Origin of the sequence: Escherichia sp. E.sYA108, from assembly GCF_011754335.1 — a bacterium.
GTDB lineage: Bacteria > Pseudomonadota > Gammaproteobacteria > Enterobacterales > Enterobacteriaceae > Escherichia > Escherichia coli.
This window is the reverse complement of sequence record NZ_JAAQVZ010000001.1, coordinates 1,179,004-1,203,509: the sequence shown is the minus strand read 5'-3', so window position 1 is coordinate 1,203,509 and position 24,506 is coordinate 1,179,004. Positions and strand designations below refer to the sequence as shown.

24 protein-coding genes and 1 pseudogene are annotated in these 24,506 nt (G+C 51.7%); 14 read left to right on the top strand and 11 right to left on the bottom strand.

What is annotated here, in order from left to right:
- From hypB to HBM92_RS05695, 6 genes are all read left to right on the top strand, one after another.
- A complete protein-coding gene (hypB, locus tag HBM92_RS05720; protein WP_000337665.1) occupies positions 1-873 on the top strand; it encodes a hydrogenase nickel incorporation protein HypB in 873 nt (290 codons plus the stop codon).
- A complete protein-coding gene (gene hypC, locus HBM92_RS05715; protein ID WP_000334881.1) occupies positions 864-1,136 on the top strand; it encodes a hydrogenase 3 maturation protein HypC in 273 nt (90 codons plus the stop codon). The genes hypB and hypC overlap by 10 nt, the downstream gene beginning before the upstream one ends.
- Entirely contained in the window at positions 1,136-2,257 is a 1,122-nt protein-coding gene (gene hypD / locus HBM92_RS05710) for a hydrogenase formation protein HypD (RefSeq protein ID WP_001212984.1), read from the top strand. Before hypC ends, hypD begins: the two co-directional genes overlap by 1 nt.
- Entirely contained in the window at positions 2,254-3,264 is a 1,011-nt protein-coding gene (hypE, locus tag HBM92_RS05705; RefSeq protein WP_001059947.1) for a hydrogenase maturation carbamoyl dehydratase HypE, read from the top strand. The genes hypD and hypE overlap by 4 nt, the downstream gene beginning before the upstream one ends.
- Before the next feature lie 73 nt (positions 3,265-3,337).
- A complete protein-coding gene (gene flhA / locus HBM92_RS05700) occupies positions 3,338-5,416 on the top strand; it encodes a formate hydrogenlyase transcriptional activator FlhA (RefSeq protein ID WP_000122674.1) in 2,079 nt (692 codons plus the stop codon).
- 44 nt (positions 5,417-5,460) lie between these two features.
- On the top strand, positions 5,461-5,889 hold the full coding sequence (locus tag HBM92_RS05695; protein WP_000301062.1) for a molybdopterin-binding protein: 429 nt from the start codon (positions 5,461-5,463) through the stop codon (positions 5,887-5,889).
- 38 nt (positions 5,890-5,927) lie between these two features.
- Here the strand turns inward: HBM92_RS05695 and HBM92_RS05690 are convergent, their stop codons facing one another.
- Positions 5,928-6,272 (bottom strand): nitrous oxide-stimulated promoter family protein, encoded by a 345-nt coding sequence (locus tag HBM92_RS05690; RefSeq protein ID WP_000015480.1) that lies wholly within the window; start codon positions 6,270-6,272, stop codon positions 5,928-5,930.
- A gap of 285 nt (positions 6,273-6,557) precedes the next feature.
- Between HBM92_RS05690 and mutS the strand changes: the two genes are divergently transcribed.
- Entirely contained in the window at positions 6,558-9,119 is a 2,562-nt protein-coding gene (mutS, locus tag HBM92_RS05685; RefSeq protein WP_000103863.1) for a DNA mismatch repair protein MutS, read from the top strand.
- Between the two features lie 105 nt (positions 9,120-9,224).
- Positions 9,225-9,881, top strand: coding sequence for a protein-serine/threonine phosphatase (gene pphB / locus HBM92_RS05680; RefSeq protein WP_001141289.1), 657 nt, complete (start codon positions 9,225-9,227; stop codon positions 9,879-9,881).
- Positions 9,882-9,931: 50 nt separating this feature from the next.
- On the opposite strand, the gene ygbI is transcribed toward pphB, so the two are convergent.
- Positions 9,932-10,699: a DNA-binding transcriptional repressor YgbI gene (gene ygbI / locus HBM92_RS05675; RefSeq protein WP_001298167.1), complete on the bottom strand. Its 768-nt coding sequence runs from the start codon at positions 10,697-10,699 to the stop codon at positions 9,932-9,934.
- 195 nt (positions 10,700-10,894) lie between these two features.
- On the opposite strand from ygbI, the gene ltnD reads away from it, so the two are divergent.
- The 5 genes from ltnD (at position 10,895) to HBM92_RS05650 (ending at position 15,931) form a co-directional block, all read left to right on the top strand.
- Positions 10,895-11,803 carry an L-threonate dehydrogenase gene (ltnD, locus tag HBM92_RS05670; RefSeq protein WP_000847998.1) on the top strand — a complete coding sequence of 303 codons (909 nt, stop codon included), beginning with the start codon at positions 10,895-10,897 and terminating at the stop codon, positions 11,801-11,803.
- Complete coding sequence (gene otnK / locus HBM92_RS05665) at positions 11,800-13,062, top strand: 3-oxo-tetronate kinase (RefSeq protein WP_000590418.1); 1,263 nt, start codon at positions 11,800-11,802, stop codon at positions 13,060-13,062. The genes ltnD and otnK overlap by 4 nt, the downstream gene beginning before the upstream one ends.
- The gene (locus tag HBM92_RS05660) at positions 13,059-13,697 is read left to right on the top strand and encodes an aldolase (RefSeq protein ID WP_001279001.1); all 639 of its coding nucleotides are present in this window, start codon (positions 13,059-13,061) and stop codon (positions 13,695-13,697) included. The genes otnK and HBM92_RS05660 overlap by 4 nt, the downstream gene beginning before the upstream one ends.
- A gap of 4 nt (positions 13,698-13,701) precedes the next feature.
- Positions 13,702-14,478 (top strand): HPr family phosphocarrier protein, encoded by a 777-nt coding sequence (locus HBM92_RS05655; protein ID WP_001136915.1) that lies wholly within the window; start codon positions 13,702-13,704, stop codon positions 14,476-14,478.
- Positions 14,479-14,566: 88 nt separating this feature from the next.
- Positions 14,567-15,931: a GntP family transporter gene (locus HBM92_RS05650; RefSeq protein ID WP_000104433.1), complete on the top strand. Its 1,365-nt coding sequence runs from the start codon at positions 14,567-14,569 to the stop codon at positions 15,929-15,931.
- A 142-nt stretch (positions 15,932-16,073) separates the two neighbouring features.
- Here the strand turns inward: HBM92_RS05650 and HBM92_RS05645 are convergent, their stop codons facing one another.
- Entirely contained in the window at positions 16,074-17,117 is a 1,044-nt protein-coding gene (locus HBM92_RS05645; RefSeq protein WP_001161573.1) for an MBL fold metallo-hydrolase, read from the bottom strand.
- Between the two features lie 224 nt (positions 17,118-17,341).
- Between HBM92_RS05645 and HBM92_RS05640 the strand changes: the two genes are divergently transcribed.
- Positions 17,342-17,893 (top strand): flavodoxin family protein, encoded by a 552-nt coding sequence (locus HBM92_RS05640; protein WP_001179443.1) that lies wholly within the window; start codon positions 17,342-17,344, stop codon positions 17,891-17,893.
- A 177-nt stretch (positions 17,894-18,070) separates the two neighbouring features.
- On the opposite strand, the pseudogene rpoS reads toward HBM92_RS05640, so the two are convergent.
- The 8 genes and pseudogenes from rpoS to ftsB all read right to left on the bottom strand — a co-directional run bounded on the left by rpoS (position 18,071) and on the right by ftsB (position 24,331).
- A pseudogene (rpoS, locus tag HBM92_RS05635) lies at positions 18,071-19,062 on the bottom strand (RNA polymerase sigma factor RpoS).
- A 62-nt stretch (positions 19,063-19,124) separates the two neighbouring features.
- Positions 19,125-20,219, bottom strand: coding sequence for a murein hydrolase activator NlpD (nlpD, locus tag HBM92_RS05630; protein WP_306163061.1), 1,095 nt, complete (start codon positions 20,217-20,219; stop codon positions 19,125-19,127).
- 184 nt (positions 20,220-20,403) lie between these two features.
- Positions 20,404-21,030, bottom strand: coding sequence for a protein-L-isoaspartate O-methyltransferase (gene pcm, locus HBM92_RS05625; RefSeq protein WP_000254701.1), 627 nt, complete (start codon positions 21,028-21,030; stop codon positions 20,404-20,406).
- Positions 21,024-21,785: a 5'/3'-nucleotidase SurE gene (gene surE / locus HBM92_RS05620; RefSeq protein ID WP_001295182.1), complete on the bottom strand. Its 762-nt coding sequence runs from the start codon at positions 21,783-21,785 to the stop codon at positions 21,024-21,026. The genes pcm and surE overlap by 7 nt, the downstream gene beginning before the upstream one ends.
- On the bottom strand, positions 21,766-22,815 hold the full coding sequence (gene truD / locus HBM92_RS05615; protein ID WP_000568929.1) for a tRNA pseudouridine(13) synthase TruD: 1,050 nt from the start codon (positions 22,813-22,815) through the stop codon (positions 21,766-21,768). Before truD ends, surE begins: the two co-directional genes overlap by 20 nt.
- Positions 22,812-23,291: a 2-C-methyl-D-erythritol 2,4-cyclodiphosphate synthase gene (gene ispF, locus HBM92_RS05610; protein ID WP_001219237.1), complete on the bottom strand. Its 480-nt coding sequence runs from the start codon at positions 23,289-23,291 to the stop codon at positions 22,812-22,814. Before ispF ends, truD begins: the two co-directional genes overlap by 4 nt.
- Positions 23,291-24,001, bottom strand: coding sequence for a 2-C-methyl-D-erythritol 4-phosphate cytidylyltransferase (gene ispD, locus HBM92_RS05605; protein WP_000246149.1), 711 nt, complete (start codon positions 23,999-24,001; stop codon positions 23,291-23,293). The genes ispF and ispD overlap by 1 nt, the downstream gene beginning before the upstream one ends.
- Positions 24,002-24,019: 18 nt before the next feature.
- Complete coding sequence (gene ftsB, locus HBM92_RS05600) at positions 24,020-24,331, bottom strand: cell division protein FtsB (protein WP_000517479.1); 312 nt, start codon at positions 24,329-24,331, stop codon at positions 24,020-24,022.
- Positions 24,332-24,506 lie beyond the last annotated feature (175 nt).

Genomic DNA, 24,506 nt, shown 5'->3' with positions numbered 1-24,506 from the left:
ATGTGTACAACATGCGGTTGCGGTGAAGGCAACCTCTATATTGAGGGTGATGAACATAACCCTCATTCCGCGTTTCGTAGCGCGCCATTTGCCCCGGCGGCACGCCCGAAGATGAAAATCACCGGCATTAAAGCGCCTGAATTTACCCCCAGCCAGACTGAAGAAGGCGACCTGCATTACGGTCATGGCGAAGCGGGCACTCACGCGCCGGGCATGAGCCAGCGTCGGATGCTGGAAGTCGAAATTGACGTGCTGGACAAAAATAACCGTCTGGCTGAACGCAACCGCGCGCGCTTTGCTGCCCGCAAGCAACTGGTGCTCAACCTGGTTTCCAGCCCTGGTTCCGGTAAAACCACCCTGCTGACGGAAACCTTAATGCGCCTGAAAGACAGCGTTCCGTGCGCGGTTATTGAAGGCGACCAGCAAACCGTGAACGATGCCGCGCGCATTCGCGCTACCGGCACACCAGCGATTCAGGTGAACACCGGTAAAGGCTGCCATCTTGACGCACAGATGATTGCCGACGCCGCGCCGCGCCTGCCACTGGATGATAACGGTATTCTGTTTATCGAAAACGTCGGTAACCTCGTTTGCCCGGCCAGCTTCGATCTCGGTGAAAAACACAAAGTGGCGGTGCTTTCCGTTACCGAAGGTGAAGACAAACCGCTGAAATATCCGCACATGTTTGCCGCCGCCTCGCTGATGCTGCTCAACAAAGTTGACTTGCTGCCGTATCTCAACTTTGACGTTGAGAAGTGCATCGCCTGCGCCCGTGAAGTCAATCCAGAAATTGAAATCATCCTTATTTCCGCCACCAGCGGCGAAGGGATGGACCAGTGGCTGAACTGGCTGGAGACACAGCGATGTGCATAGGCGTTCCCGGCCAGATCCGCACTATTGACGGCAACCAGGCGAAAGTCGACGTCTGCGGCATTCAGCGCGATGTCGATTTAACGTTAGTCGGCAGCTGCGATGAAAACGGTCAGCCACGCGTGGGCCAGTGGGTACTGGTTCACGTTGGCTTTGCCATGAGCGTAATTAATGAAGCCGAAGCACGCGACACTCTCGACGCCTTACAAAACATGTTTGACGTTGAGCCAGATGTCGGCGCGCTGTTGTATGGCGAGGAAAAATAATGCGTTTTGTTGATGAATATCGCGCGCCGGAACAGGTAATGCAGTTAATTGAGCATCTGCGCGAACGTGCTTCACATCTCTCTTACACCGCCGAACGCCCTCTGCGGATTATGGAAGTGTGTGGCGGTCATACCCACGCCATTTTTAAATTCGGCCTCGACCAGTTGCTACCGGAAAACGTTGAGTTTATCCACGGTCCGGGTTGCCCGGTGTGCGTACTGCCAATGGGTAGAATCGACACCTGCGTGGAGATTGCCAGCCATCCGGAAGTCATCTTCTGTACCTTTGGCGATGCCATGCGCGTACCAGGGAAACAGGGGTCGCTGTTGCAAGCAAAAGCACGCGGTGCCGATGTGCGCATCGTTTACTCGCCAATGGATGCGTTGAAACTGGCGCAGGAGAATCCAACCCGTAAAGTGGTATTCTTCGGCTTAGGTTTTGAAACCACCATGCCGACCACCGCCATCACTCTGCAACAGGCGAAAGCCCGCGATGTGCAGAATTTTTACTTCTTCTGCCAGCACATTACGCTTATCCCGACGCTGCGCAGTTTGCTGGAACAGCCAGATAACGGTATCGACGCGTTCCTCGCGCCGGGCCACGTCAGTATGGTTATCGGCACTGATGCCTATAATTTTATCGCCAGCGATTTTCATCGTCCGCTGGTGGTCGCTGGTTTCGAACCCCTTGATCTACTTCAAGGCGTGGTGATGCTGGTGGAGCAGAAAATAGCGGCCCACAGCAAGGTAGAGAATCAGTATCGTCGGGTGGTACCGGATGCCGGTAACCTGCTGGCGCAACAGGCGATTGCCGATGTGTTCTGTGTCAACGGCGACAGTGAATGGCGCGGCTTAGGCGTGATTGAATCTTCTGGCGTGCACCTGACGCCGGATTATCAACGATTCGATGCCGAAACACATTTCCGCCCGGCACCGCAGCAGGTCTGCGATGACCCGCGTGCGCGTTGTGGCGAAGTCTTGACGGGCAAATGTAAGCCGCATCAATGCCCGCTGTTTGGTAACACCTGTAATCCTCAAACCGCGTTTGGTGCGCTGATGGTTTCCTCCGAAGGAGCGTGCGCCGCGTGGTATCAGTATCGTCAGCAGGAGAGTGAAGCGTGAATAATATCCAACTCGCCCACGGTAGCGGCGGCCAGGCGATGCAGCAATTAATCAACAGCCTGTTTATGGAAGCCTTTGCCAACCCGTGGCTGGCAGAGCAGGAAGATCAGGCCCGTCTTGATTTGGTACAGCTGGTAGCGGAAGGCGACCGTCTGGCGTTCTCCACCGACAGTTACGTCATTGACCCGCTGTTCTTTCCTGGCGGTAATATCGGCAAGCTGGCGATTTGCGGCACCGCCAATGACGTTGCGGTCAGTGGCGCAATTCCGCGCTATCTCTCCTGTGGCTTTATCCTCGAAGAAGGATTGCCGATGGAGACACTGAAAGCCGTAGTGACCAGCATGGCAGAAACCGCCCGTGCGGCAGGCATTGCCATCGTTACTGGCGATACCAAAGTGGTACAGCGCGGCGCGGCAGATAAACTGTTTATCAACACCGCTGGCATGGGCGCAATTCCGGCGAATATTCACTGGGGCGCACAGACGCTAACCGCAGGCGATGTATTGCTGGTTAGCGGTACACTCGGCGACCACGGGGCGACTATCCTTAACCTGCGTGAGCAACTAGGGCTGGATGGAGAACTGGTCAGCGACTGCGCGGTGCTGACGCCGCTTATTCAGACGCTGCGTGACATTCCCGGCGTGAAAGCGCTGCGTGATGCCACCCGTGGTGGTGTAAACGCGGTGGTTCATGAGTTCGCGGCAGCCTGCGGTTGTGGTATTGAACTTTCAGAAGCGGCACTGCCGGTTAAACCTGCTGTGCGCGGCGTTTGCGAACTGCTGGGACTGGACGCCCTTAACTTTGCCAACGAAGGCAAACTGGTGATCGCCGTTGAACGCAACGCAGCAGAGCAAGTGCTGGCGGCGTTACATTCCCATCCATTGGGAAAAGATGCGGCGCTGATTGGCGAAGTAGTAGAACGTAAAGGTGTTCGTCTTGCCGGTCTGTATGGCGTGAAACGAACCCTCGATCTACCGCACGCCGAACCGCTTCCGCGTATATGCTAATAAAATTCTAAATCTCCTATAGTTAGTCAATGACCTTTTGCACCGCTTTGCGGTGCTTTCCTGGAAGAACAAAATGTCATATACACCGATGAGTGATCTCGGACAGCAAGGGTTGTTCGACATCACTCGGACACTATTGCAGCAGCCCGATCTGGCCTCGCTGTGTGAGGCTCTTTCGCAACTGGTAAAGCGTTCTGCGCTCGCCGACAACGCGGCGATTGTGTTGTGGCAAGCGCAGACTCAACGTGCGTCTTATTACGCATCGCGTGAAAAAGACACCCCCATTAAATATGAAGACGAAACTGTTCTGGCACACGGTCCGGTACGCAGCATTTTGTCGCGCCCTGATACGCTGCATTGCAGTTACGAAGAATTTTGTGAAACCTGGCCGCAGCTGGCCACAGGTGGGCTATACCCCAAATTTGGTCACTATTGCCTGATGCCACTGGCGGCGGAAGGGCATATTTTTGGTGGCTGTGAATTTATTCGTTATGACGATCGCCCCTGGAGCGAAAAAGAGTTCAATCGTCTGCAAACATTTACGCAGATCGTTTCTGTCGTCACCGAACAAATCCAGAGCCGCGTCGTTAACAATGTCGACTATGAGTTGTTATGCCGGGAACGCGATAACTTCCGCATCCTGGTCGCCATCACTAACGCGGTGCTTTCCCGCCTGGATATGGACGAACTGGTCAGCGAAGTCGCCAAAGAAATCCACTACTACTTCGACATTGACGATATCAGCATCGTCTTACGCAGCCACCGTAAAAACAAACTCAACATCTACTCCACTCACTATCTTGATAAACAGCATCCCGCTCACGAACAGAGCGAAGTCGATGAAGCCGGAACCCTCACCGAACGCGTCTTCAAAAGTAAAGAGATGCTGTTGATTAATCTCCACGAGCGGGACGATTTAGCCCCCTATGAACGCATGTTGTTCAACACCTGGGGCAACCAGATTCAAACCTTGTGCCTGTTACCGCTGATGTCTGGCGACACTATGCTGGGCGTGCTAAAACTGGCGCAATGCGAAGAGAAAGTCTTTACCACTACCAATCTGAATTTACTGCGCCAGATTGCCGAACGTGTGGCAATCGCTGTCGATAACGCCCTCGCCTATCAGGAAATTCATCGTCTGAAAGAACGGCTGGTTGATGAAAACCTCGCCCTGACCGAGCAGCTCAACAATGTTGATAGTGAATTTGGCGAGATTATTGGCCGCAGCGAAGCCATGTACAGCGTACTTAAACAAGTGGAAATGGTGGCGCAAAGTGACAGTACCGTTCTGATCCTCGGTGAAACTGGTACAGGTAAAGAGCTGATTGCCCGCGCGATCCATAATCTCAGTGGGCGTAATAATCGCCGTATGGTCAAAATGAACTGCGCGGCGATGCCTGCCGGATTGCTGGAAAGCGATCTATTTGGTCATGAGCGTGGGGCTTTTACCGGTGCCAGCGCTCAGCGCATTGGTCGTTTTGAACTGGCGGATAAAAGCTCACTATTCCTCGATGAAGTGGGCGATATGCCGCTGGAGTTACAGCCGAAGTTGCTGCGTGTATTACAGGAACAGGAGTTTGAACGTCTCGGCAGCAACAAAATCATTCAGACGGACGTACGTTTAATTGCCGCGACTAACCGCGATCTGAAAAAAATGGTCGCCGACCGAGAGTTCCGTAGCGATCTCTATTACCGCCTGAACGTATTCCCGATCCACCTGCCGCCACTACGCGAGCGTCCGGAAGATATTCCGCTGCTGGCGAAAGCCTTTACCTTCAAAATTGCCCGTCGTCTGGGGCGCAATATCGACAGCATTCCTGCCGAGACGCTGCGCATCCTGAGCAACATGGAATGGCCGGGCAACGTGCGTGAGCTGGAAAACGTCATTGAGCGCGCGGTATTGCTAACACGCGGCAACGTGCTGCAGCTGTCATTGCCAGATATTGCTTTACCAGAACCTGAAACGCCGCCTGCCGCAACGGTTGTCGCCCAGGAGGGCGAAGATGAATATCAGTTGATTGTTCGCGTGCTGAAAGAAACAAACGGCGTGGTTGCCGGGCCTAAAGGCGCTGCGCAACGTCTGGGGCTGAAACGCACGACTCTGCTGTCACGGATGAAGCGACTGGGAATTGATAAATCGGCATTGATTTAACAGATGTGGTTATACTCGATCAACATTCAATGAAAGGAGGCAGTATGGCAGTTTCAGCAAGAAATCAATTAACCGGAACAGTTAGCGCAGTAGCAATGGGCGCTGTGAATGATGAAGTAGAACTGACGCTGGCAGGTGGTGCAAAGCTGGTGGCAATTGTGACTCACAGCAGCCAGCAAGCGCTGGGTCTGGCGAAAGGGAAAGAAGCGATTGCCCTGATTAAAGCCCCGTGGGTCACGCTGGCAACGGAAGACTGTGGACTGAAATTCTCTGCTCGCAACCAGTTTGCTGGCAGCGTGTCGACAATCACCGAAGGCGCAGTGAACGCCACTGTCCATATCAAAACGGATGCGGGTTTTGAAATTGTGGCAGTGGTAACAAATGAAAGTCAGGATGAAATGAAACTCACCACTGGCTCGCGCGTTATTGCATTGATCAAAGCATCAGCCATCCTGATTGCCACCAAAGCGTAAGCGCCGTATTTGCCGGAGAGTATGGCTCTCCGGCAGATTTATTTCTTTGGACGATATTTTTCTGGCAACTCCGGCACCGGACGCTTGTCATCGATGAGATGACGCACGGTTAAGATCGGATGACGCCACAGCATTCTCGGCCCGGCCCAACGCATAATCTGTTTCATCTCTTCACGCTTTGCAGGCTGGTAACAGTGCACCGGACACTGCTTACAGGCTGGTTTCTCTTCGCCGAACACACATTTATCCAGCCGCTTTTTCGCGTAAGCAAACAACGCCTCGTAATGCTCCGGCTCTGCTGACGCCTGCGGGCATTTCGCTTGATAAAGATCGATCATTTTTTTAATCGTCAGTTTTTCACGAGAGATACGCTTGCCGGACATGCTGCCTCCATACTCTTAAGGTGCATTTATATTACAACTTAATTTTAAAGGGGACTATGTCTCTGAAGGAGGAGGTTTCTTCAACCGACGAATTTGGCGATCTTGTTTCATCGTCATCACGCAAAAGCTGCAAAGCAGCATTTTTCGCGGAACCGACATCAAGAACTCACCTTTCGCGTCTTCCCCTGAAATGATTAACTCCGGTATCATGTGCGCCTTATGTGATTACAACGAAAATAAAAACCATCACACTACATTTAACATCAGGGAGCCGGACTTAACCCCATGAGTACAATAGAAAATTTCGACGCCCATACGCCCATGATGCAGCAGTATCTCAAGCTGAAAGCCCAGCATCCCGAGATCCTGCTGTTTTACCGGATGGGCGACTTTTATGAACTGTTTTATGACGACGCAAAACGGGCGTCGCAACTGCTGGATATTTCACTGACCAAACGCGGTGCTTCAGCGGGAGAGCCAATCCCGATGGCGGGGATTCCCTACCATGCGGTGGAAAACTACCTCGCCAAACTGGTGAACCAGGGCGAATCGGTTGCTATTTGTGAACAGATTGGCGATCCGGCGACCAGCAAAGGGCCGGTCGAGCGCAAAGTTGTCCGTATCGTTACGCCGGGCACCATCAGCGATGAAGCGCTGTTGCAGGAACGTCAGGACAACCTGCTGGCGGCTATCTGGCAGGACAGTAAAGGTTTCGGCTACGCAACGCTGGATATCAGTTCCGGTCGTTTTCGCCTGAGCGAACCGGCGGACCGCGAAACGATGGCGGCAGAACTGCAACGTACGAATCCAGCGGAATTACTGTATGCGGAAGATTTCGCCGAGATGTCGCTGATTGAAGGTCGCCGCGGCCTGCGTCGTCGCCCGCTGTGGGAGTTTGAAATCGACACCGCTCGCCAGCAATTGAACCTGCAATTTGGCACCCGAGATCTGGTCGGTTTTGGTGTGGAGAACGCACCACGCGGACTTTGTGCTGCCGGTTGTCTGTTGCAGTATGCGAAAGATACCCAACGCACGACCCTGCCGCATATTCGTTCTATCACTATGGAACGTCAGCAGGACAGCATCATTATGGATGCCGCGACGCGTCGTAACCTGGAAATTACTCAGAACCTGGCCGGCGGTGCGGAAAATACGCTGGCTTCCGTACTCGACTGCACTGTAACGCCGATGGGTAGTCGTATGCTGAAACGCTGGCTGCATATGCCAGTGCGCGATACCCGCGTGTTGCTTGAGCGCCAGCAAACTATTGGCGCATTGCAGGATTTCACCGCCGAGTTACAGCCGGTACTGCGTCAGGTGGGCGACCTGGAACGTATTCTGGCGCGTCTGGCGTTGCGTACCGCTCGCCCGCGCGATCTGGCCCGTATGCGTCACGCTTTCCAGCAACTGCCAGAGTTGCGTGCGCAGTTAGAAAATGTCGATAGTGCACCGGTACAAGCGCTGCGTGAGAAGATGGGCGAGTTTGCCGAGCTGCGCGATCTGCTGGAGCGAGCAATCATCGACACACCACCGGTGCTGGTACGCGACGGTGGTGTTATCGCATCGGGCTATAACGAAGAGCTGGATGAGTGGCGCGCGCTGGCTGACGGCGCGACCGATTATCTGGAGCGTCTGGAGGTCCGCGAGCGTGAACGTACCGGCCTGGACACGCTGAAAGTTGGCTTTAATGCGGTGCACGGCTACTACATTCAAATCAGCCGTGGGCAAAGCCATCTGGCACCAATCAACTACATGCGTCGCCAGACGCTGAAAAACGCCGAGCGTTACATTATTCCGGAGCTGAAAGAGTACGAAGATAAAGTTCTCACCTCAAAAGGCAAAGCACTGGCTCTGGAAAAACAACTTTATGAAGAGCTGTTCGACCTGCTGTTGCCGCATCTGGAAGCGTTGCAACAGAGCGCGAGCGCGCTGGCGGAACTCGACGTGCTGGTGAACCTGGCGGAACGGGCCTATACCCTGAACTACACCTGCCCGACCTTTATTGATAAACCTGGCATTCGCATTACCGAAGGTCGCCATCCGGTAGTTGAACAAGTACTGAATGAGCCGTTTATCGCTAACCCGCTAAACCTGTCGCCGCAACGTCGCATGTTGATCATTACCGGTCCGAACATGGGCGGTAAAAGTACCTATATGCGCCAGACCGCGTTGATTGCGCTGATGGCGTATATCGGCAGCTACGTACCGGCGCAAAAAGTCGAGATTGGCCCGATTGACCGTATCTTTACCCGCGTAGGTGCTGCGGATGATCTGGCTTCCGGGCGTTCAACCTTTATGGTGGAGATGACCGAAACCGCCAATATTTTACATAACGCCACCGAATACAGTCTGGTGTTGATGGATGAGATCGGGCGTGGAACGTCCACTTACGATGGTCTGTCGCTGGCGTGGGCATGTGCGGAAAATCTGGCAAATAAGATCAAAGCGTTGACGCTGTTTGCTACCCACTATTTCGAGCTGACCCAGTTACCGGAGAAAATGGAAGGCGTCGCCAACGTGCATCTCGATGCACTGGAGCACGGCGACACCATTGCCTTTATGCATAGCGTGCAGGATGGCGCAGCGAGCAAAAGCTACGGCCTGGCGGTTGCAGCTCTGGCGGGTGTGCCAAAAGAGGTTATTAAGCGCGCACGGCAAAAACTGCGTGAGCTGGAAAGCATTTCGCCGAACGCCGCTGCTACGCAAGTGGATGGTACACAAATGTCTTTGCTGTCCGTACCGGAAGAAACTTCGCCTGCGGTCGAGGCACTGGAAAACCTCGACCCGGATTCACTGACTCCGCGTCAGGCGCTGGAGTGGATTTATCGCTTGAAGAGTCTGGTGTAATAATAATTCCCGATAGCCTTTTGCTATCGGGAATATTAACGACAACTGACGAATCAAATAAAAATACCCTGTATAATAGGAAAACTTATTTTACAGGGTAAAACCATGCCATCTACGCGCTATCAAAAAATCAATGCCCATCACTATCGCCATATATGGGCCGTTGGTGATATTCATGGTGACTATCAATTATTACAATCCCGCTTACATCAACTCTCTTTTTGTCCTGAAACCGACTTACTTATTTCTGTCGGCGATAACATTGATCATGGGCCGGAGAGTCTTAACGTGCTGCGCCTGTTAAACCAGCCCTGGTTTACATCGGCTAAAGGCAACCACGAAGCGATGGCGCTTGAGGCATTCGAAACTGGCGATGGAAATATGTGGCTTGCCAGCGGTGGTGACTGGTTTTTCGATTTAAATGATTCAGAGCAACAAGAGGCAATAGATCTGTTGCTGAAATTCCATCACCTTCCACATATTATTGAAATCACTAACGACACCATAAAATATGTCATCGCACATGCAGATTATCCGGGGAAGGAGTATCAGTTTGGCAAAGAAATAGCGGAGAGCGAATTACTCTGGCCTGTTGATCGTGTGCAGAAATCACTTAATAGCGAATTACAAAAAATAAACGGCGCCGACTTCTTTATATTTGGTCATATGATGTTTGATAACATTCAGACGTTCGCTAACCAGATTTATATAGATACCGGATCGCCGAAAAGCGGGCGGCTGTCATTTTATAAAATAAAGTAGTCTCATGCTTCTTCTGTGAAGCATGAGTAACCCGGCGTTATTGCAGGTCATTATTCATTTTTCGCTACCAGCAAAGAGAGATCCAGCTTCGCCAGCGCGCGGCTGGCACTCTCCGGCAGACCATCGTCAGTAATGATCTGATCAAACTCGCTTAATGGTAACGCCAGCCATGTCGCCACCTGTCCATATTTCGTCGCATCACAGACCAAAACTCGCTGGCGGCTGGCACTGGCAATCGCCCGTTTCACCGTGACTTTATCTTCTGCTGGCGTAGAGATCCCCCGCACACTCCATGACGATGCAGAAATAAAAGCCTGATCAATCATCAGGCTACGCAGCATGGTCGCAGCGGCTTCCCCAACACAGGAACGGTTTTCCCGACACACTGCGCCGCCAGTGTGAATAATTGTGCAATTACTGTTGTCGAGCAAGTAGTCCGCAATAACGAAGTCGTTAGTAACCACTGTGAGTGGCTCCATGTGAGTCAGATGCTGTGCAATCGCTAACGTGGTCGTTCCCGCATCCAGATAGATACAACGTCCCGGCTGAACAAGACTTGCCGCCAGCTTGCCAATAGCCGCTTTTTGCGTCATTGCCAGCGCAGTTTTTACCTGATGAGAAGGTTCATGTGCCACGCGTCCCGGAGACTGGACGCCCCCGGACACCAACACAACGGCTCCCTGCTGCTCCAGTTTTTGTAAATCCCGACGAATGGTCATATGTGACACATTCATTCTGTCCGTTAGTTCAGCAATACTAACAATGCCTTTTTCAGCTACCATCTCAAGGATGATTTGGCGACGCTCTACGGGTATCAACTTTTGCTCCTTCCTTTGTCCTGCTGACATTCTACGCTATTTGCCTGCGAAACGTGCGCGGCGCAACTAACGCTTAGTTCACATAAAATAACACGCAATGTTAATTTTTGTGAATCAGCTCACCATATCGTTATCTTTCCGCGCTTATATTCACAACATCAAACAAAATATCACTTAAATTAACAAGGAGAGCAGATGAAAACGGGATCGGAGTTTCATGTCGGTATCGTTGGCTTAGGGTCAATGGGAATGGGAGCAGCACTGTCATGTGTCCGCGCAGGTCTTTCTACCTGGGGCGCAGACCTGAACAGCAATGCCTGCGCTACGTTGAAAGAGGCTGGTGCTTGCGGAGTTTCTGATAACGCCGCGACGTTTGCCGAAAAACTGGACGCTCTGCTGGTGCTGGTGGTCAATGCGACCCAGGTTAAACAGGTGCTGTTTGGTGAAAAAGGCGTTGCACAACATCTGAAACCCGGTACGGCAGTAATGGTTTCTTCCACTATCGCCAGTGCTGATGCGCAAGAAATTGCTACCGCTCTGGCTGGATTCGGTCTGGAAATGCTGGATGCGCCGGTTTCTGGTGGTGCGGTAAAAGCCGCTAACGGTGAAATGACTGTCATGGCCTCCGGTAGCGATATTGCCTTTGAACGACTGGCACCCGTGCTGGAAGCCGTTGCCGGAAAAGTTTATCGCATCGGTTCAGAACCGGGACTGGGTTCGACCGTAAAAATTATCCACCAGTTGTTAGCGGGCGTACATATTGCTGCCGGAGCCGAAGCGATGGCGCTTGCAGCCCGTGCGGGGATCCCGCTGGATGTGATGTATGACGTCGTGACCAATGCCGCCGGAAATTCATGGATGTTCGAAAACCGGATGCGTCATGTGGTGGATGGCGATTACACCCCGCATTCAGCCGTCGATATTTTTGTTAAGGATCTTGGTCTGGTTGCCGATACCGCCAAAGCCCTGCACTTCCCGCTGCCATTGGCCTCAACAGCATTGAATATGTTCACCAGCGCCAGTAACGCGGGTTACGGGAAAGAAGACGATAGCGCAGTTATCAAGATTTTCTCTGGCATCACTCTACCGGGAGCGAAATCATGATCAAGATTGGCGTTATCGCCGATGATTTTACCGGCGCGACGGATATCGCCAGTTTTCTGGTGGAAAACGGTCTACCAACGGTACAAATTAACGGTGTTCCAACAGGTAAAATGCCGGAAGCAATCGACGCACTGGTGATCAGCCTGAAAACGCGCTCCTGTCCGGTGGTTGAAGCCACACAGCAATCGCTGGCGGCTCTGAGCTGGTTGCAACAGCAAGGTTGCAAACAGATCTATTTCAAATACTGCTCTACTTTCGACAGTACGGCGAAAGGGAATATCGGCCCGGTTACCGATGCATTAATGGATGCTCTCGACACGCCGTTTACGGTCTTCTCTCCGGCCCTGCCGGTCAACGGACGTACGGTTTATCAGGGGTATTTGTTCGTAATGAATCAACTGCTGGCCGAATCCGGGATGCGCCATCACCCGGTAAATCCCATGACCGACAGCTATCTTCCCCGTCTGGTTGAATCGCAATCCACAGGGCGCTGCGGCGTCGTTTCAGCACATGTTTTCGAACAAGGTGTGAAAGCCGTTCGTCAGGAGCTGGCTCGCTTACAGCAAGAGGGCTATCGCTACGCGGTGCTTGATGCGCTGACCGAACACCATCTGGAAATTCAGGGGGAAGCCTTGCGCGATGCCCCACTGGTAACGGGCGGTTCTGGTCTGGCCATTGGCCTGGCCCGGCAGTGGGCGCAAGAAAACGGTAACCAGGCTCGCGAAGCAGGGCGTCCGCTCGCTGGGCGCAGCGTAGTGCTCTCCGGTTCATGCTCTCAAATGACCAACCGCCAGGTGGCACATTACCGTCAAATTGCACCAGCCCGTGAGGTTGATGTGGCACGCTGCCTCTCAACCGAAACTCTGGCCGCTTATGCACACGAGCTGGCAGAGTGGGTTCTGGGCCAGGAAAGTGTACTTGCTCCACTGGTTTTTGCCACCGCCAGCACTGACGCATTGGCAGCAATTCAACAGCAATACGGTGCACAAAAAGCCAGTCAGGCAGTGGAAACACTGTTTTCTCAACTAGCGGCGCGGTTAGCAGCGGAAGGCGTGACACGCTTTATTGTCGCAGGCGGTGAGACCTCCGGCGTAGTCACACAGAGCCTGGGCATAAAAGGTTTTCATATTGGCCCAACCATTTCCCCCGGCGTGCCGTGGGTAAACGCACTGGATAAGCCTGTCTCACTCGCCCTTAAATCTGGCAACTTCGGTGATGAAGCCTTTTTTTCACGAGCCCAAAGAGAGTTTTTATCATGAGCGATTTCGCAAAAGTAGAGCAGTCTTTGCGAGAGGAGATGACGCGGATTGCCAGTTCATTCTTTCAGCGCGGATATGCAACTGGTTCGGCTGGCAATCTGTCGCTGCTTTTACCTGACGGGAATTTACTGGCGACACCGACAGGTTCATGCCTGGGCAATCTCGATCCACAGCGGCTTTCCAAAGTCACCGCGGATGGCGAATGGTTAAGTGGTGACAAACCCTCGAAAGAGGTGCTCTTTCATCTGGCGCTGTATCGCAACAATCCGCGCTGTAAAGCGGTAGTGCATTTGCACAGTACGTGGTCGACGGCGCTTTCCTGCCTGGAAGGGCTGGACAGCAATAACGTTATTCGGCCGTTCACACCATACGTGGTGATGCGGATGGGTAATGTCCCGCTGGTGCCCTATTACCGACCGGGCGATAAACGCATCGCACAGGATCTGGCGGAACTGGCAGCAGACAATCAGGCTTTTTTACTGGCAAATCATGGCCCAGTGGTTTGCGGTGAAAGCCTGCAAGAAGCCGCCAACAATATGGAAGAGCTGGAGGAAACGGCAAAGCTGATTTTTATTCTCGGTGACCGCCCGATCCGTTATCTGACCGCAGGTGAAATTGCGGAATTAAGGAGTTAATGCAATGCCTCGTTTTGCAGCTAATTTATCCATGATGTTCACCGAAGTGCCTTTTATTGAACGCTTCGCCGCAGCGCGAAAAGCCGGGTTCGATGCTGTGGAGTTTCTGTTTCCCTATGACTACTCCCCCCAGCAAATCCAGCAGCAACTGGTGCAAAACCACCTGACGCTGGCGCTGTTCAATACCGCTCCCGGAGATATTAATGCGGGAGAATGGGGATTATCCGCCCTTCCCGGACGTGAGCACGAAGCACGCGCAGACATCGACCTGGCACTGGAATATGCATTGGCGCTCAATTGTGAACAAGTCCATGTGATGTCAGGCGTCGTGCCCGCTGGCGAAGATGCTGAACGGTACCGGGCAGTATTTATTGATAATCTCCGCTACGCTGCCGACCGCTTTGCGCCACACGGCAAGCGAATATTGGTTGAAGCACTCAGCCCCGGCGTTAAGCCTCATTATCTCTTCTCCAGCCAGTATCAGGCACTGGCTATTGTTGAAGAGGTTGCGCGAGATAACGTGTTTATTCAACTAGATACTTTCCATGCACAAAAAGTAGATGGCAACCTGACACATTTAATCCGCGACTACGCCGGGAAATATGCGCACGTACAAATTGCCGGACTACCTGATCGACATGAACCGGACGATGGAGAAATCAACTATCCGTGGCTGTTCCGCCTGTTCGATGAAGTGGGATATCAGGGCTGGATCGGTTGTGAATACAAACCTCGTGGCCTCACCGAAGAAGGGCTTGGCTGGTTTGACGCCTGGCGCTAATTCGCTCAATCCCTAATTACAACGTACCCATACATCCCCCCATCTACGGATGGGGTAGGTTAACTATAACTTTCAGACAGGGTTTCCCATGTCCACAATTACATTGTTATGCATTGCGTTAGCTGGCGTAATCATGCTGTTGCTACTGGTCATCAAGGCAAAGGTACAACCATTCGTTGCTCTGCTCCTCGTCAGCCTGTTAGTCGCACTTGCGGCGGGTATACCGGCGGGCGAAGTGGGTAAAGTGATGATCGCCGGGATGGGCGGTGTGCTTGGTTCCGTCACTATTATTATTGGTCTGGGCGCTATGCTGGGGCGTATGATCGAACACTCTGGTGGTGCAGAGTCACTGGCTAATTATTTCAGTCGCAAGTTAGGTGACAAACGAACTATCGCTGCGCTGACTCTGGCAGCGTTCTTCCTCGGTATTCCCGTCTTCTTTGATGTCGGCTTTATTATTCTTGCGCCAATCATTTACGGTTTTGCCAAGGTTGCCAAAATATCACCACTCAAATTTGGCCTGCCTGTCGCTGGGATCATGCTCACTGTTCACGTGGCGGTACCGCCGCATCCAGGCCCTGTCGCCGCAGCGGGGTTACTCCACGCAGACATCGGCTGGCTAACCATCATCGGTATTGCGATTTCTATTCCCGTAGGGATTGTTGGCTACTTTGCAGCGAAAATAATCAATAAGCGCCAATATGCGATGTCGGTCGAGGTACTGGAACAGATGCAACTGGCTCCGGCCAGTGAGGAAGGCGCGACAAAATTAAGCGATAAAATAAATCCACCGGGCGTCGCGCTGGTCACCTCGCTAATTGTTATTCCTATCGCGATTATCATGGCGGGTACGGTTTCTGCAACACTGATGCCGCCTTCGCATCCCCTGCTTGGTACGCTACAGTTGATAGGCTCACCAATGGTAGCTCTAATGATTGCGCTGGTGCTGGCATTCTGGTTATTGGCTTTACGTCGCGGCTGGAGCTTACAACACACCAGCGACATTATGGGCTCTGCCCTTCCCACTGCGGCGGTAGTGATTTTGGTTACTGGTGCTGGAGGGGTATTTGGCAAAGTGCTGGTGGAATCGGGCGTCGGTAAAGCCCTTGCCAACATGTTACAAATGATTGACCTGCCTCTGTTACCAGCCGCATTTATTATTTCACTGGCGCTGCGTGCATCGCAGGGGTCAGCAACCGTAGCAATCCTGACAACCGGCGGGTTACTCTCAGAAGCGGTGATGGGATTAAATCCGATTCAGTGCGTATTGGTGACGCTGGCAGCCTGCTTTGGTGGGCTTGGCGCGTCACATATTAATGACTCAGGGTTCTGGATTGTGACCAAATATCTGGGGTTGTCGGTAGCAGACGGTCTGAAAACCTGGACAGTGTTAACGACCATTCTCGGTTTTACCGGATTCTTAATTACCTGGTGCGTATGGCTCGTCATCTAATAATCCAGATAAGATATGATGTATCGTTTAAGTGCCTGATAAGGGTGTAATGTATGCCAATATTAACCTCGGTAATATCTCGCTACCGAGGTTAATTTTCACTTTGCAATATAATTACAGTCTCTTGCAAGTTGATTTTATCTTAGTAATAAGAACCGACCAATCTTATTGCCATTTCGATATTAGCAGGCATAGATGCGTCGTAGCCATACATATGGCCATATTTCGGACGTAATACTTCAGTTACTTTCTTAATAATTGCTTCGCGCTGGGCTCGCGCAAAATCAGCATGATTATTTGCCGTTTTATTCATAAATTTACCAAAACTTTCTTCTTTTCTGACTTTAATTGTCGTATCCCGAAGATCATTAAGAAACTGGCGTTGAAATTTAAAATCATCGTGTGAACCAATATTACCATGCCCGCCAATAAAATATTTCCAGTCAAGCATTTCAACCTGACGCAAATTACTGTCATGGTAAACCAACGTATCCGATACGGCGAAGCCCATCATCGGCAGTTGGTCAGGATTCAGGAGATCCGGGCTGTGAGCTACTTTTTCCTGTTTTAGCAACCATACAGAATGGTCGTCGGTATGTCCTGCTTTAACAAATCGGTGTAATTCAATGGTCTGCTTTTCAAATTTAAACTGGTCATCTTTTTTACTTAAAACCTGAGTGGCGACGGGTAAGCGACTGTTCATAAATTGCATTTTTTCAGCAGTGGCTTTACTGGCAATAATACGCAGATTCACGCCTTCTTTCTTCGCCTCATCGTTCCAAAATGGACTATCGCCAATGTGATCCACATGGTAATGAGAATAAACCAGCGCTGTTACGGGTAATGGAGTCACATCACGAATTGCCTGTAATAAATATTTACCGCGACCCTCCGGAGCATCAAACAGCAAAACCCCTTTGTCTCCGACATAAAACGTAGTGGAATAAAAATAGCGTTGAACATAATAAGTTCTCTCGCCAATTTTTTGTAAAATATAAGGCTGAGACATATTTCTTTCAAAAAGGTTATTGAGTTTATCGCTTGGCGATATTATTTTTTCCGCTGAAGGTTCAACATAACTTGCATTAACTGTAGACGAATTTGCAGTCGAAATTTCCGTTTGAGCAAAAATACTACCAGATATAAGAGAAGAGGCTAGAATTGTATATATTTTAATGCCTTGCATACGTAGTCCTTTATTAATGTGTTGTTGATTTATAGCATCTCTGAACAGACTGTTATTTTAGATATTACTACGTTACGAGATTCATTTTTCTTCGAATATTATGTTTATCTCATTCAAAAAATATGTTCATCATTTGATGGTTTAAATAATATCTGCAAGGCATAATACTCCACATCTTTAAAACCTGCCTCAAAAAATCATTCATTAGTAAAAAGGATATTTATATGCAAAACATAGCTGTGGTTTATTATTCAGGATATGGTCACACTAAACTGGTTGCTGAAAAAGTGGCACAAGGCGCCCATGCAGATTTAATTTCGATTGATAACGAAGGAAATATCACTGAGCAGGAGTGGGAAAAACTGGACGCAGCCGATGCCATTATCTTCGGTGCTCCCACCTATATGGGCGGTGCGCCATGGCAATTCAAGAAATTTGCTGATGCCAGTTCCAAAGCGTGGTTTACACGTAAATGGCAGGATAAAGTCTTCGGGGGTTTCACCAACAGCGCCAGCCTGAATGGCGATAAACAAGTTACGCTGATCTATCTGCAAACGCTGGCTTCACAGCATGGCGGTCTGTGGGTGAGTTTAGGTCAGGCTCCTGCCAATGTGCTTGCGTCAACCAGGGAAGATGTAAACAATCTGGGCGGTTCAGTCGGTTTGCTGGTGCAATCTCCAGCCGATGCGGGTGCAGACCAAATCCCTACGGGCGATCTGGATACAGCCGTGAAATATGGTGAACGCGTGGCGACAATTACTGTGCGCTTAAAATGATGATTGCCAAATGTGACGCTGACGCGTCTATCCGGTCTTCTACATCTAAAAAGTGCCGTCCCCTGGTCAGTCAGATAAAGTTTTAACGCTGTACCCGATAACAGTTCAACATGTACCATGTACCAAAAGAAAAAAAGCCAGCCTCGCTTGAGACTGGCCTTTCTGACAGATGCTTACTTACTCACGGAACAGCGCTTCGATATTCAGCCCCTGCGTTTGCAGGATTTCGCGCAAACGGCGCAGGCCTTCAACCTGAATCTGGCGAACACGTTCACGGGTGAGGCCAATTTCACGACCTACATCTTCAGTGTTGCCGCTTCGTACCCCAGCAAACCGAATCGACGTGCCAGTACTTCACGCTGTTTGGCGTTCAGCTCGAACAGCCATTTGACGATGCTCTGCTTCATATCGTCATCTTGCGTGGTATCTTCCGGACCATTCTCTTTTTCATCGGCCAGGATGTCCAGCAACGCTTTTTCGGAATCACCACCCAGCGGGGTGTCTACCGAGGTAATGCGCTCGTTAAGACGAAGCATACGGCTGACGTCATCAACTGGCTTATCCAGTTGCTCTGCGATCTCTTCCGCACTTGGTTCGTGGTCCAGCTTATGGGACAACTCACGTGCGGTTCGCAGGTAAACGTTCAGCTCCTTTACGATGTGAATCGGCAAACGAATAGTACGGGTTTGGTTCATAATCGCCCGTTCGATCGTCTGGCGAATCCACCAGGTTGCGTATGTTGAGAAGCGGAAACCACGTTCCGGGTCAAACTTCTCTACCGCGCGGATCAGCCCCAGGTTGCCCTCTTCGATCAGGTCCAGCAACGCCAGACCACGATTGCCATAACGGCGGGCAATTTTTACCACCAGACGCAAGTTACTCTCGATCATCCGGCGGCGAGAGGCAACATCTCCACGCAGTGCGCGACGCGCAAAATAAACTTCTTCTTCGGCCGTTAACAGTGGTGAATAACCAATCTCACCAAGGTAAAGCTGAGTCGCGTCCAGCACACGCTGTGTGGCTCCCTGCGATAACAGTTCCTCTTCGGCCAAATCGTTATCACTGGGTTCCTCTTCTACTAAGGCCTTTTCGTCAAAAACCTCAACTCCGTTCTCATCAAATTCCGCATCTTCATTTAAATCATGAACTTTCAGCGTATTCTGACTCATAAGGTGGCTCCTACCCGTGATCCCTTGACGGAACATTCAAGCAAAAGCCTGGTTCCGCCGATTTATCGCTGCGGCAAATAACGCAGCGGGTTTACGGATTTCCCCTTGTAACGAATTTCAAAATGCAAGCGTGTTGAACTGGTTCCGGTGCTACCCATGGTTGCTATTTTTTGCCCCGCCTTCACTTCTTGTTGTTCCCGGACCAGCATTGTGTCGTTATGGGCGTAGGCACTCAGGTAATCATCATTATGTTTGATGATAATCAGATTACCGTAGCCGCGCAGCGCGTTACCGGCATAAACAACGCGGCCATCCGCGGTCGCGATAATTGCCTGTCCTTTGCTGCCTGCGATATCAATCCCCTTGTTGCCCCCCTCAGAAGCGCCAAAGGTTTCGATCACTTTGCCCTCAGTCGGCCAGCGCCAGGTGGAGATAGGCGTACTGGTTGATGTACTGCTGACAATCGGCTCGGTTGTGCTTGCTGTTGGTACCGTTACAGGCGCTGTGACCGTGGTCGCAGTTGGCTTGTTGTTCGGCAACATTTTGTTAGCACTCTGTTCACCCGAAGACTCAGAATACGTAATTGTCGGTTGCGACGCAACAGCAACGGTGGAATTTTGTGCAGGCTTGATCACAACTCCTTGCTCTGCTGCGTCGGCCTGGGTAATGGCATTTCCGCCTGTGATTGGCGTACCGGAAGCATTACCCACCTGTAAGGTCTGACCGACGTTCAGCGCGTATGGTGCCTGAATATTGTTGCGCTGAGCAAGGTCACGGAAATCGTTGCCAGTAATCCAGGCGATATAAAAAAGCGTGTCGCCTTTTTTCACGGTGTATGTACTGCCGCTATAACTGCCTTTCGGAATGTTCCCATACTGACGGTTGTAGACGATTCGTCCGTTTTCCATCTGTACCGGCTGCTGAGCTACTGGCTGCATAGGCTGGATTTGCGGTTGTTGAGTAGCCTGAATTTGTGGCTGCTGTACCGGCTGAATTTGCGGTTGCTGCGCTGTAGACGTCGTCCCCATTTTCGGCGGCGGCGTAATCAACATACCAGAATTGGTATTTGCGGGCGCATTGCCATTAACGGAGCTGACCGGTGCCGGTGGATTTGAAGTGTCAGAACAGCCTGCCAGCCATAGCGAAACCAGTGACAATGCCGCAATGCGGCGAACGGTGAATTTTGGGCTTCCCGCGCTCATTTATCCCCCAGGAAAAATTGGTTAATAACCAGTGACATAATTACCGTGCAAGGCACCATACTGAACACTGGAAAAGATGTTCACGATACGCTGACCTGCGGCAAAATAACCAGGAAAAATCCAGGTATTTCCTCACGCTTTAAGCCAGCTCACCCTTCACTAAAGGGACAAAGCGCACGGCCTCCACGGTATCGATAATAAATTCGCCTCCCCGACGACGCACCCGTTTCAAATACTGGTGCTCCTCCCCTACGGGTAAGACGAGAATCCCGCCTTCGTCCAGCTGCGTCATTAGCGCAGTTGGAATTTCAGGCGGTGCCGCCGTAACAATGATAGCGTCAAACGGCGCGCGTGCCTGCCAACCTTGCCATCCATCGCCATGACGGGTTGAAACATTATGTAAATCAAGATTTTTCAGGCGGCGACGCGCCTGCCACTGCAAGCCTTTAATCCGTTCAACCGAGCAAACATGTTGGACAAGATGCGCCAGGATTGCAGTTTGATATCCCGAACCAGTGCCAATTTCCAGCACCCGCGACTGCGGCGTCAGCTCGAGTAATTCGGTCATTCGCGCCACCATATACGGCTGCGAAATTGTCTGCCCCTGACCTATCGGCAAGGCGATATTGTCCCAGGCTTTTTGTTCAAACGCTTCATCAACGAATTTTTCACGCGGCACGGCGGCAAGTGCATTCAGCACCAGCTCATCCTGAATACCTTGCGCACGTAATTGATCCAGAAGTGCTTGTACGCGTCTGCTTACCATTGCGTGCCAACTCCCACGCTGTTTAACCAGTCTGAAACCACATCTTGCGCGCTATGCGCAGTTAAATCCACATGCAGCGGCGTGATGGAAACATAGCCCTCATCTACCGCAGCAAAATCGGTCCCCGGACCGGCATCACATTTACCGCCCGGCGGGCCAATCCAGTACAGCGTATTGCCGCGCGGATCTTGCTGCGGGATCACCTGATCTGCCGGATGTCGTGTACCGCAGCGCGTCACGCGAATACCTTTGATTTGATCCAATGGTAAATCCGGAACGTTAATATTAAGAATACGCCCGGTGCGCAGCGGCTCTTTACACAGTGCGCGCAAAATTGAGCAGGTTACCGCCGCGGCAGTGTCGTAATGTTTATGCCCGTCAAGCGAGACGGCAAGCGCCGGAAAACCTAAATGACGGCCTTCCATCGCGGCCGCTACCGTACCGGAATAAATAACATCATCCCCCAGATTCGGCCCGGCGTTAATTCCGGACACAACAATGTCCGGGCGCGGGCGCATCAGAGCATTTACGCCAAGATAGACGCAATCGGTCGGGGTTCCCATTTGCACAGCAATATCACCATTTTCAAAGGTAAACGTGCGCAGGGAGGATTCCAGTGTCAGAGAATTAGAAGCGCCGCTGCGGTTACGATCGGGGGCGACCACCTGAACGTCAGCAAACTCACGCAAGGCTTTCGCCAGCGTTTGTATACCGGGTGCATGTACCCCGTCATCATTACTCAGCAATATGCGCATAATCACCTGTTGTGTTGATAAGTTCCCTGACAACGCTGGTTGCAAAACTTCCCGCCGGAAGCCAGAAACGGATTTCTACGGTGACGTCATCCCACCAGTTCCAGCTTAATTGTTGCGGATACAGCAGCATCGCTCTGCGCGCGGCTTCAACTTTTTCGCGCACCAGTAAGGTTTGTAATTCAGTTTCTTCGGCGACAGCTGCTTGTTCGAATGCCAGCGCTTCACGCTGAGTTCCCCATTCGCCACTGCCCGGCAATGCGGCGGTTATCATCAGCTCTTTATCGTTGACGCGACGCTGTAATTCCGCCAGTTCTTCGGTGGTTGCGACAAACCAGCTACCACGTCCGGCTAATTGTAGCGCATCGCCGTCAACAACTTGATTAACGTCTGCTTTTTTGAGGCGCTCAGCAACAATCTGATTAAACAACGCACTGCGGGCTGCCGACAACCAAAAACTACGTTTATTGCGATCGCGCACCGGAGTATTGGTTTGCGCCCAGCGCAGCGCACCCTGCAAGTTGCTACCGCCAATCCCAAAACGTTGGGCACCGAAGTAGTTCGGTACACCTTTTACGCAAATATCGATCAGACGTTGTTCAACGTCATCGCGATTGCTCACTTCGCGTAGTACCAGGGTAAAGGCGTTACCTTTCAGCGCCCCTAAACGCAGCTTGCGCTTGTGCCGCGCATACTCCAGCACCTGGCAGCCTTCCAGTTGAAAGGCGCTCAGATCGGGCATCTCTTTGCCCGGCACGCGAGCGCATAACCACTGTTCCGTAACAGCATGTTTATCTTTTTGCCCAGCGAAGCTGACTTCACGGGCATGAATTTTCAGGAATTTCGCCAGTGCATCCGCCACAAAACGGGTATTGCAACCGTTTTTGAGGATTCTAACCAGAATATGCTCACCTTCACCATCAGGCTCAAAGCCCAAATCTTCCACCACCACAAAGTCTTCCGGATTCGCTTTCAGCAGCCCGGTGCCTTGCGGTTTACCGTGGAGGTAAGTGAGATTATCAAACTCAATCATTTTGTTGCCTTAATGAGTAGCGCCACCGCTTCACAGGCAATCCCTTCCCCACGTCCGGTAAATCCCAGTTTTTCCGTAGTAGTGGCTTTCACGTTAACATCATCCATATGGCAGCCGAGATCTTCGGCAATAAACACGCGCATTTGTGGAATGTGCGGCAACATCTTCGGTGCCTGAGCGATGATAGTGACATCGACGTTGCCGAGGGCATAACCTTTCGCCTGAATACGACGCCAGGCTTCGCGCAACAGCTCGCGGCTGTCGGCACCTTTAAATGCCGGATCGGTATCCGGGAACAGCTTGCCTATATCTCCCAGCGCCGCCGCGCCAAGCAATGCATCGGTCAACGCATGGAGCGCCACGTCGCCATCAGAATGCGCCAGCAGCCCTTTTTCGTAAGGAATGCGTACGCCACCAATGATAATTGGGCCTTCACCGCCAAAGGCGTGTACGTCAAAACCGTGTCCAATTCGCATTATGTATTCTCCTGATGGATGGTTCGGGTGAGGTAAAATTCGGCCAGCGCCAAATCCTCCGGGCGCGTTACCTTGATGTTATCCGCGCGGCCTTCAACAAGTTGCGGATGAAAACCGCAATATTCCAGCGCCGAGGCCTCATCGGTAATGGTAGCGCCTTCATTTAGAGCGCGCGTCAGGCAGTCATGTAACAGCTCACGAGGGAAAAATTGCGGCGTCAGCGCGTGCCATAAGCCGTTGCGATCAACGGTATGAGCAATGGCATTTTTGCCCGGTTCGGCACGTTTCATCGTATCGCGCACCGGCGCAGCGAGGATCCCTCCCGTGCGGCTGGTTTCGCTCAACGCCAACAATCGCGCGAGGTCATCCTGATGCAGACAAGGACGAGCGGCGTCATGCACCAATACCCACTGCGCGTCGCCAGCGGCTTTCAGACCTGCCAGCACGGAATCGGCACGCTCTTCACCACCATCAACAACCGTGATTCGTGGATGATTCGCCAGAGGAAGTTGTGCAAAGCGGCTATCGCCAGGACTTATGGCAATGACGACACGTTTCACCCTGGGATGCGCCAGCAGCGCATGCACCGAGTGTTCAAGAATGGTTTGATTACCGATTGAGAGATATTGCTTAGGACATTCCGTTTGCATTCGGCGGCCAAATCCGGCCGCCGGAACCACGGCGCAAACATCCAAATGAGTGGTTGCCATGTTAATTCCCGGGCTGATTTATCGATTATTTTGCCCCGCAGACTGTGCGCGCTTTGACGCGTCAGGCACCAGACGATAAAACGTTTCGCCCGGCCTGGTCATGCTGAGTTCATTACGCGCACGCTCTTCGAGCGCCTCCTGGCCGCCATTGAGATCGTCAATTTCGGCAAAAAGCTGATCGTTTCGCGCTTTAAGTTTCGCGTTTGTAGCTTGCTGTGCCGCCACATCATTATTGACGCGAGTATAGTCATGTATACCGTTCTTACCGAACCACAGCGAATACTGTAGCCAGACCAGAATAGCCAGCAACAGCAGCGTTAGTTTACCCATCCTGCCCCCTGAAAAACGGCATCTTCATCCCATGCATCCGAAGACGACTCTACATCCTCTGTTGGGGATACCGCGACAACGCGGGCAAATGTACCACATTTGTCGATTGTTACGTATACCCAGGGCGTGCAGAACATAATCTCATTATTAGTTACGGATTGAATTATGAACAGAA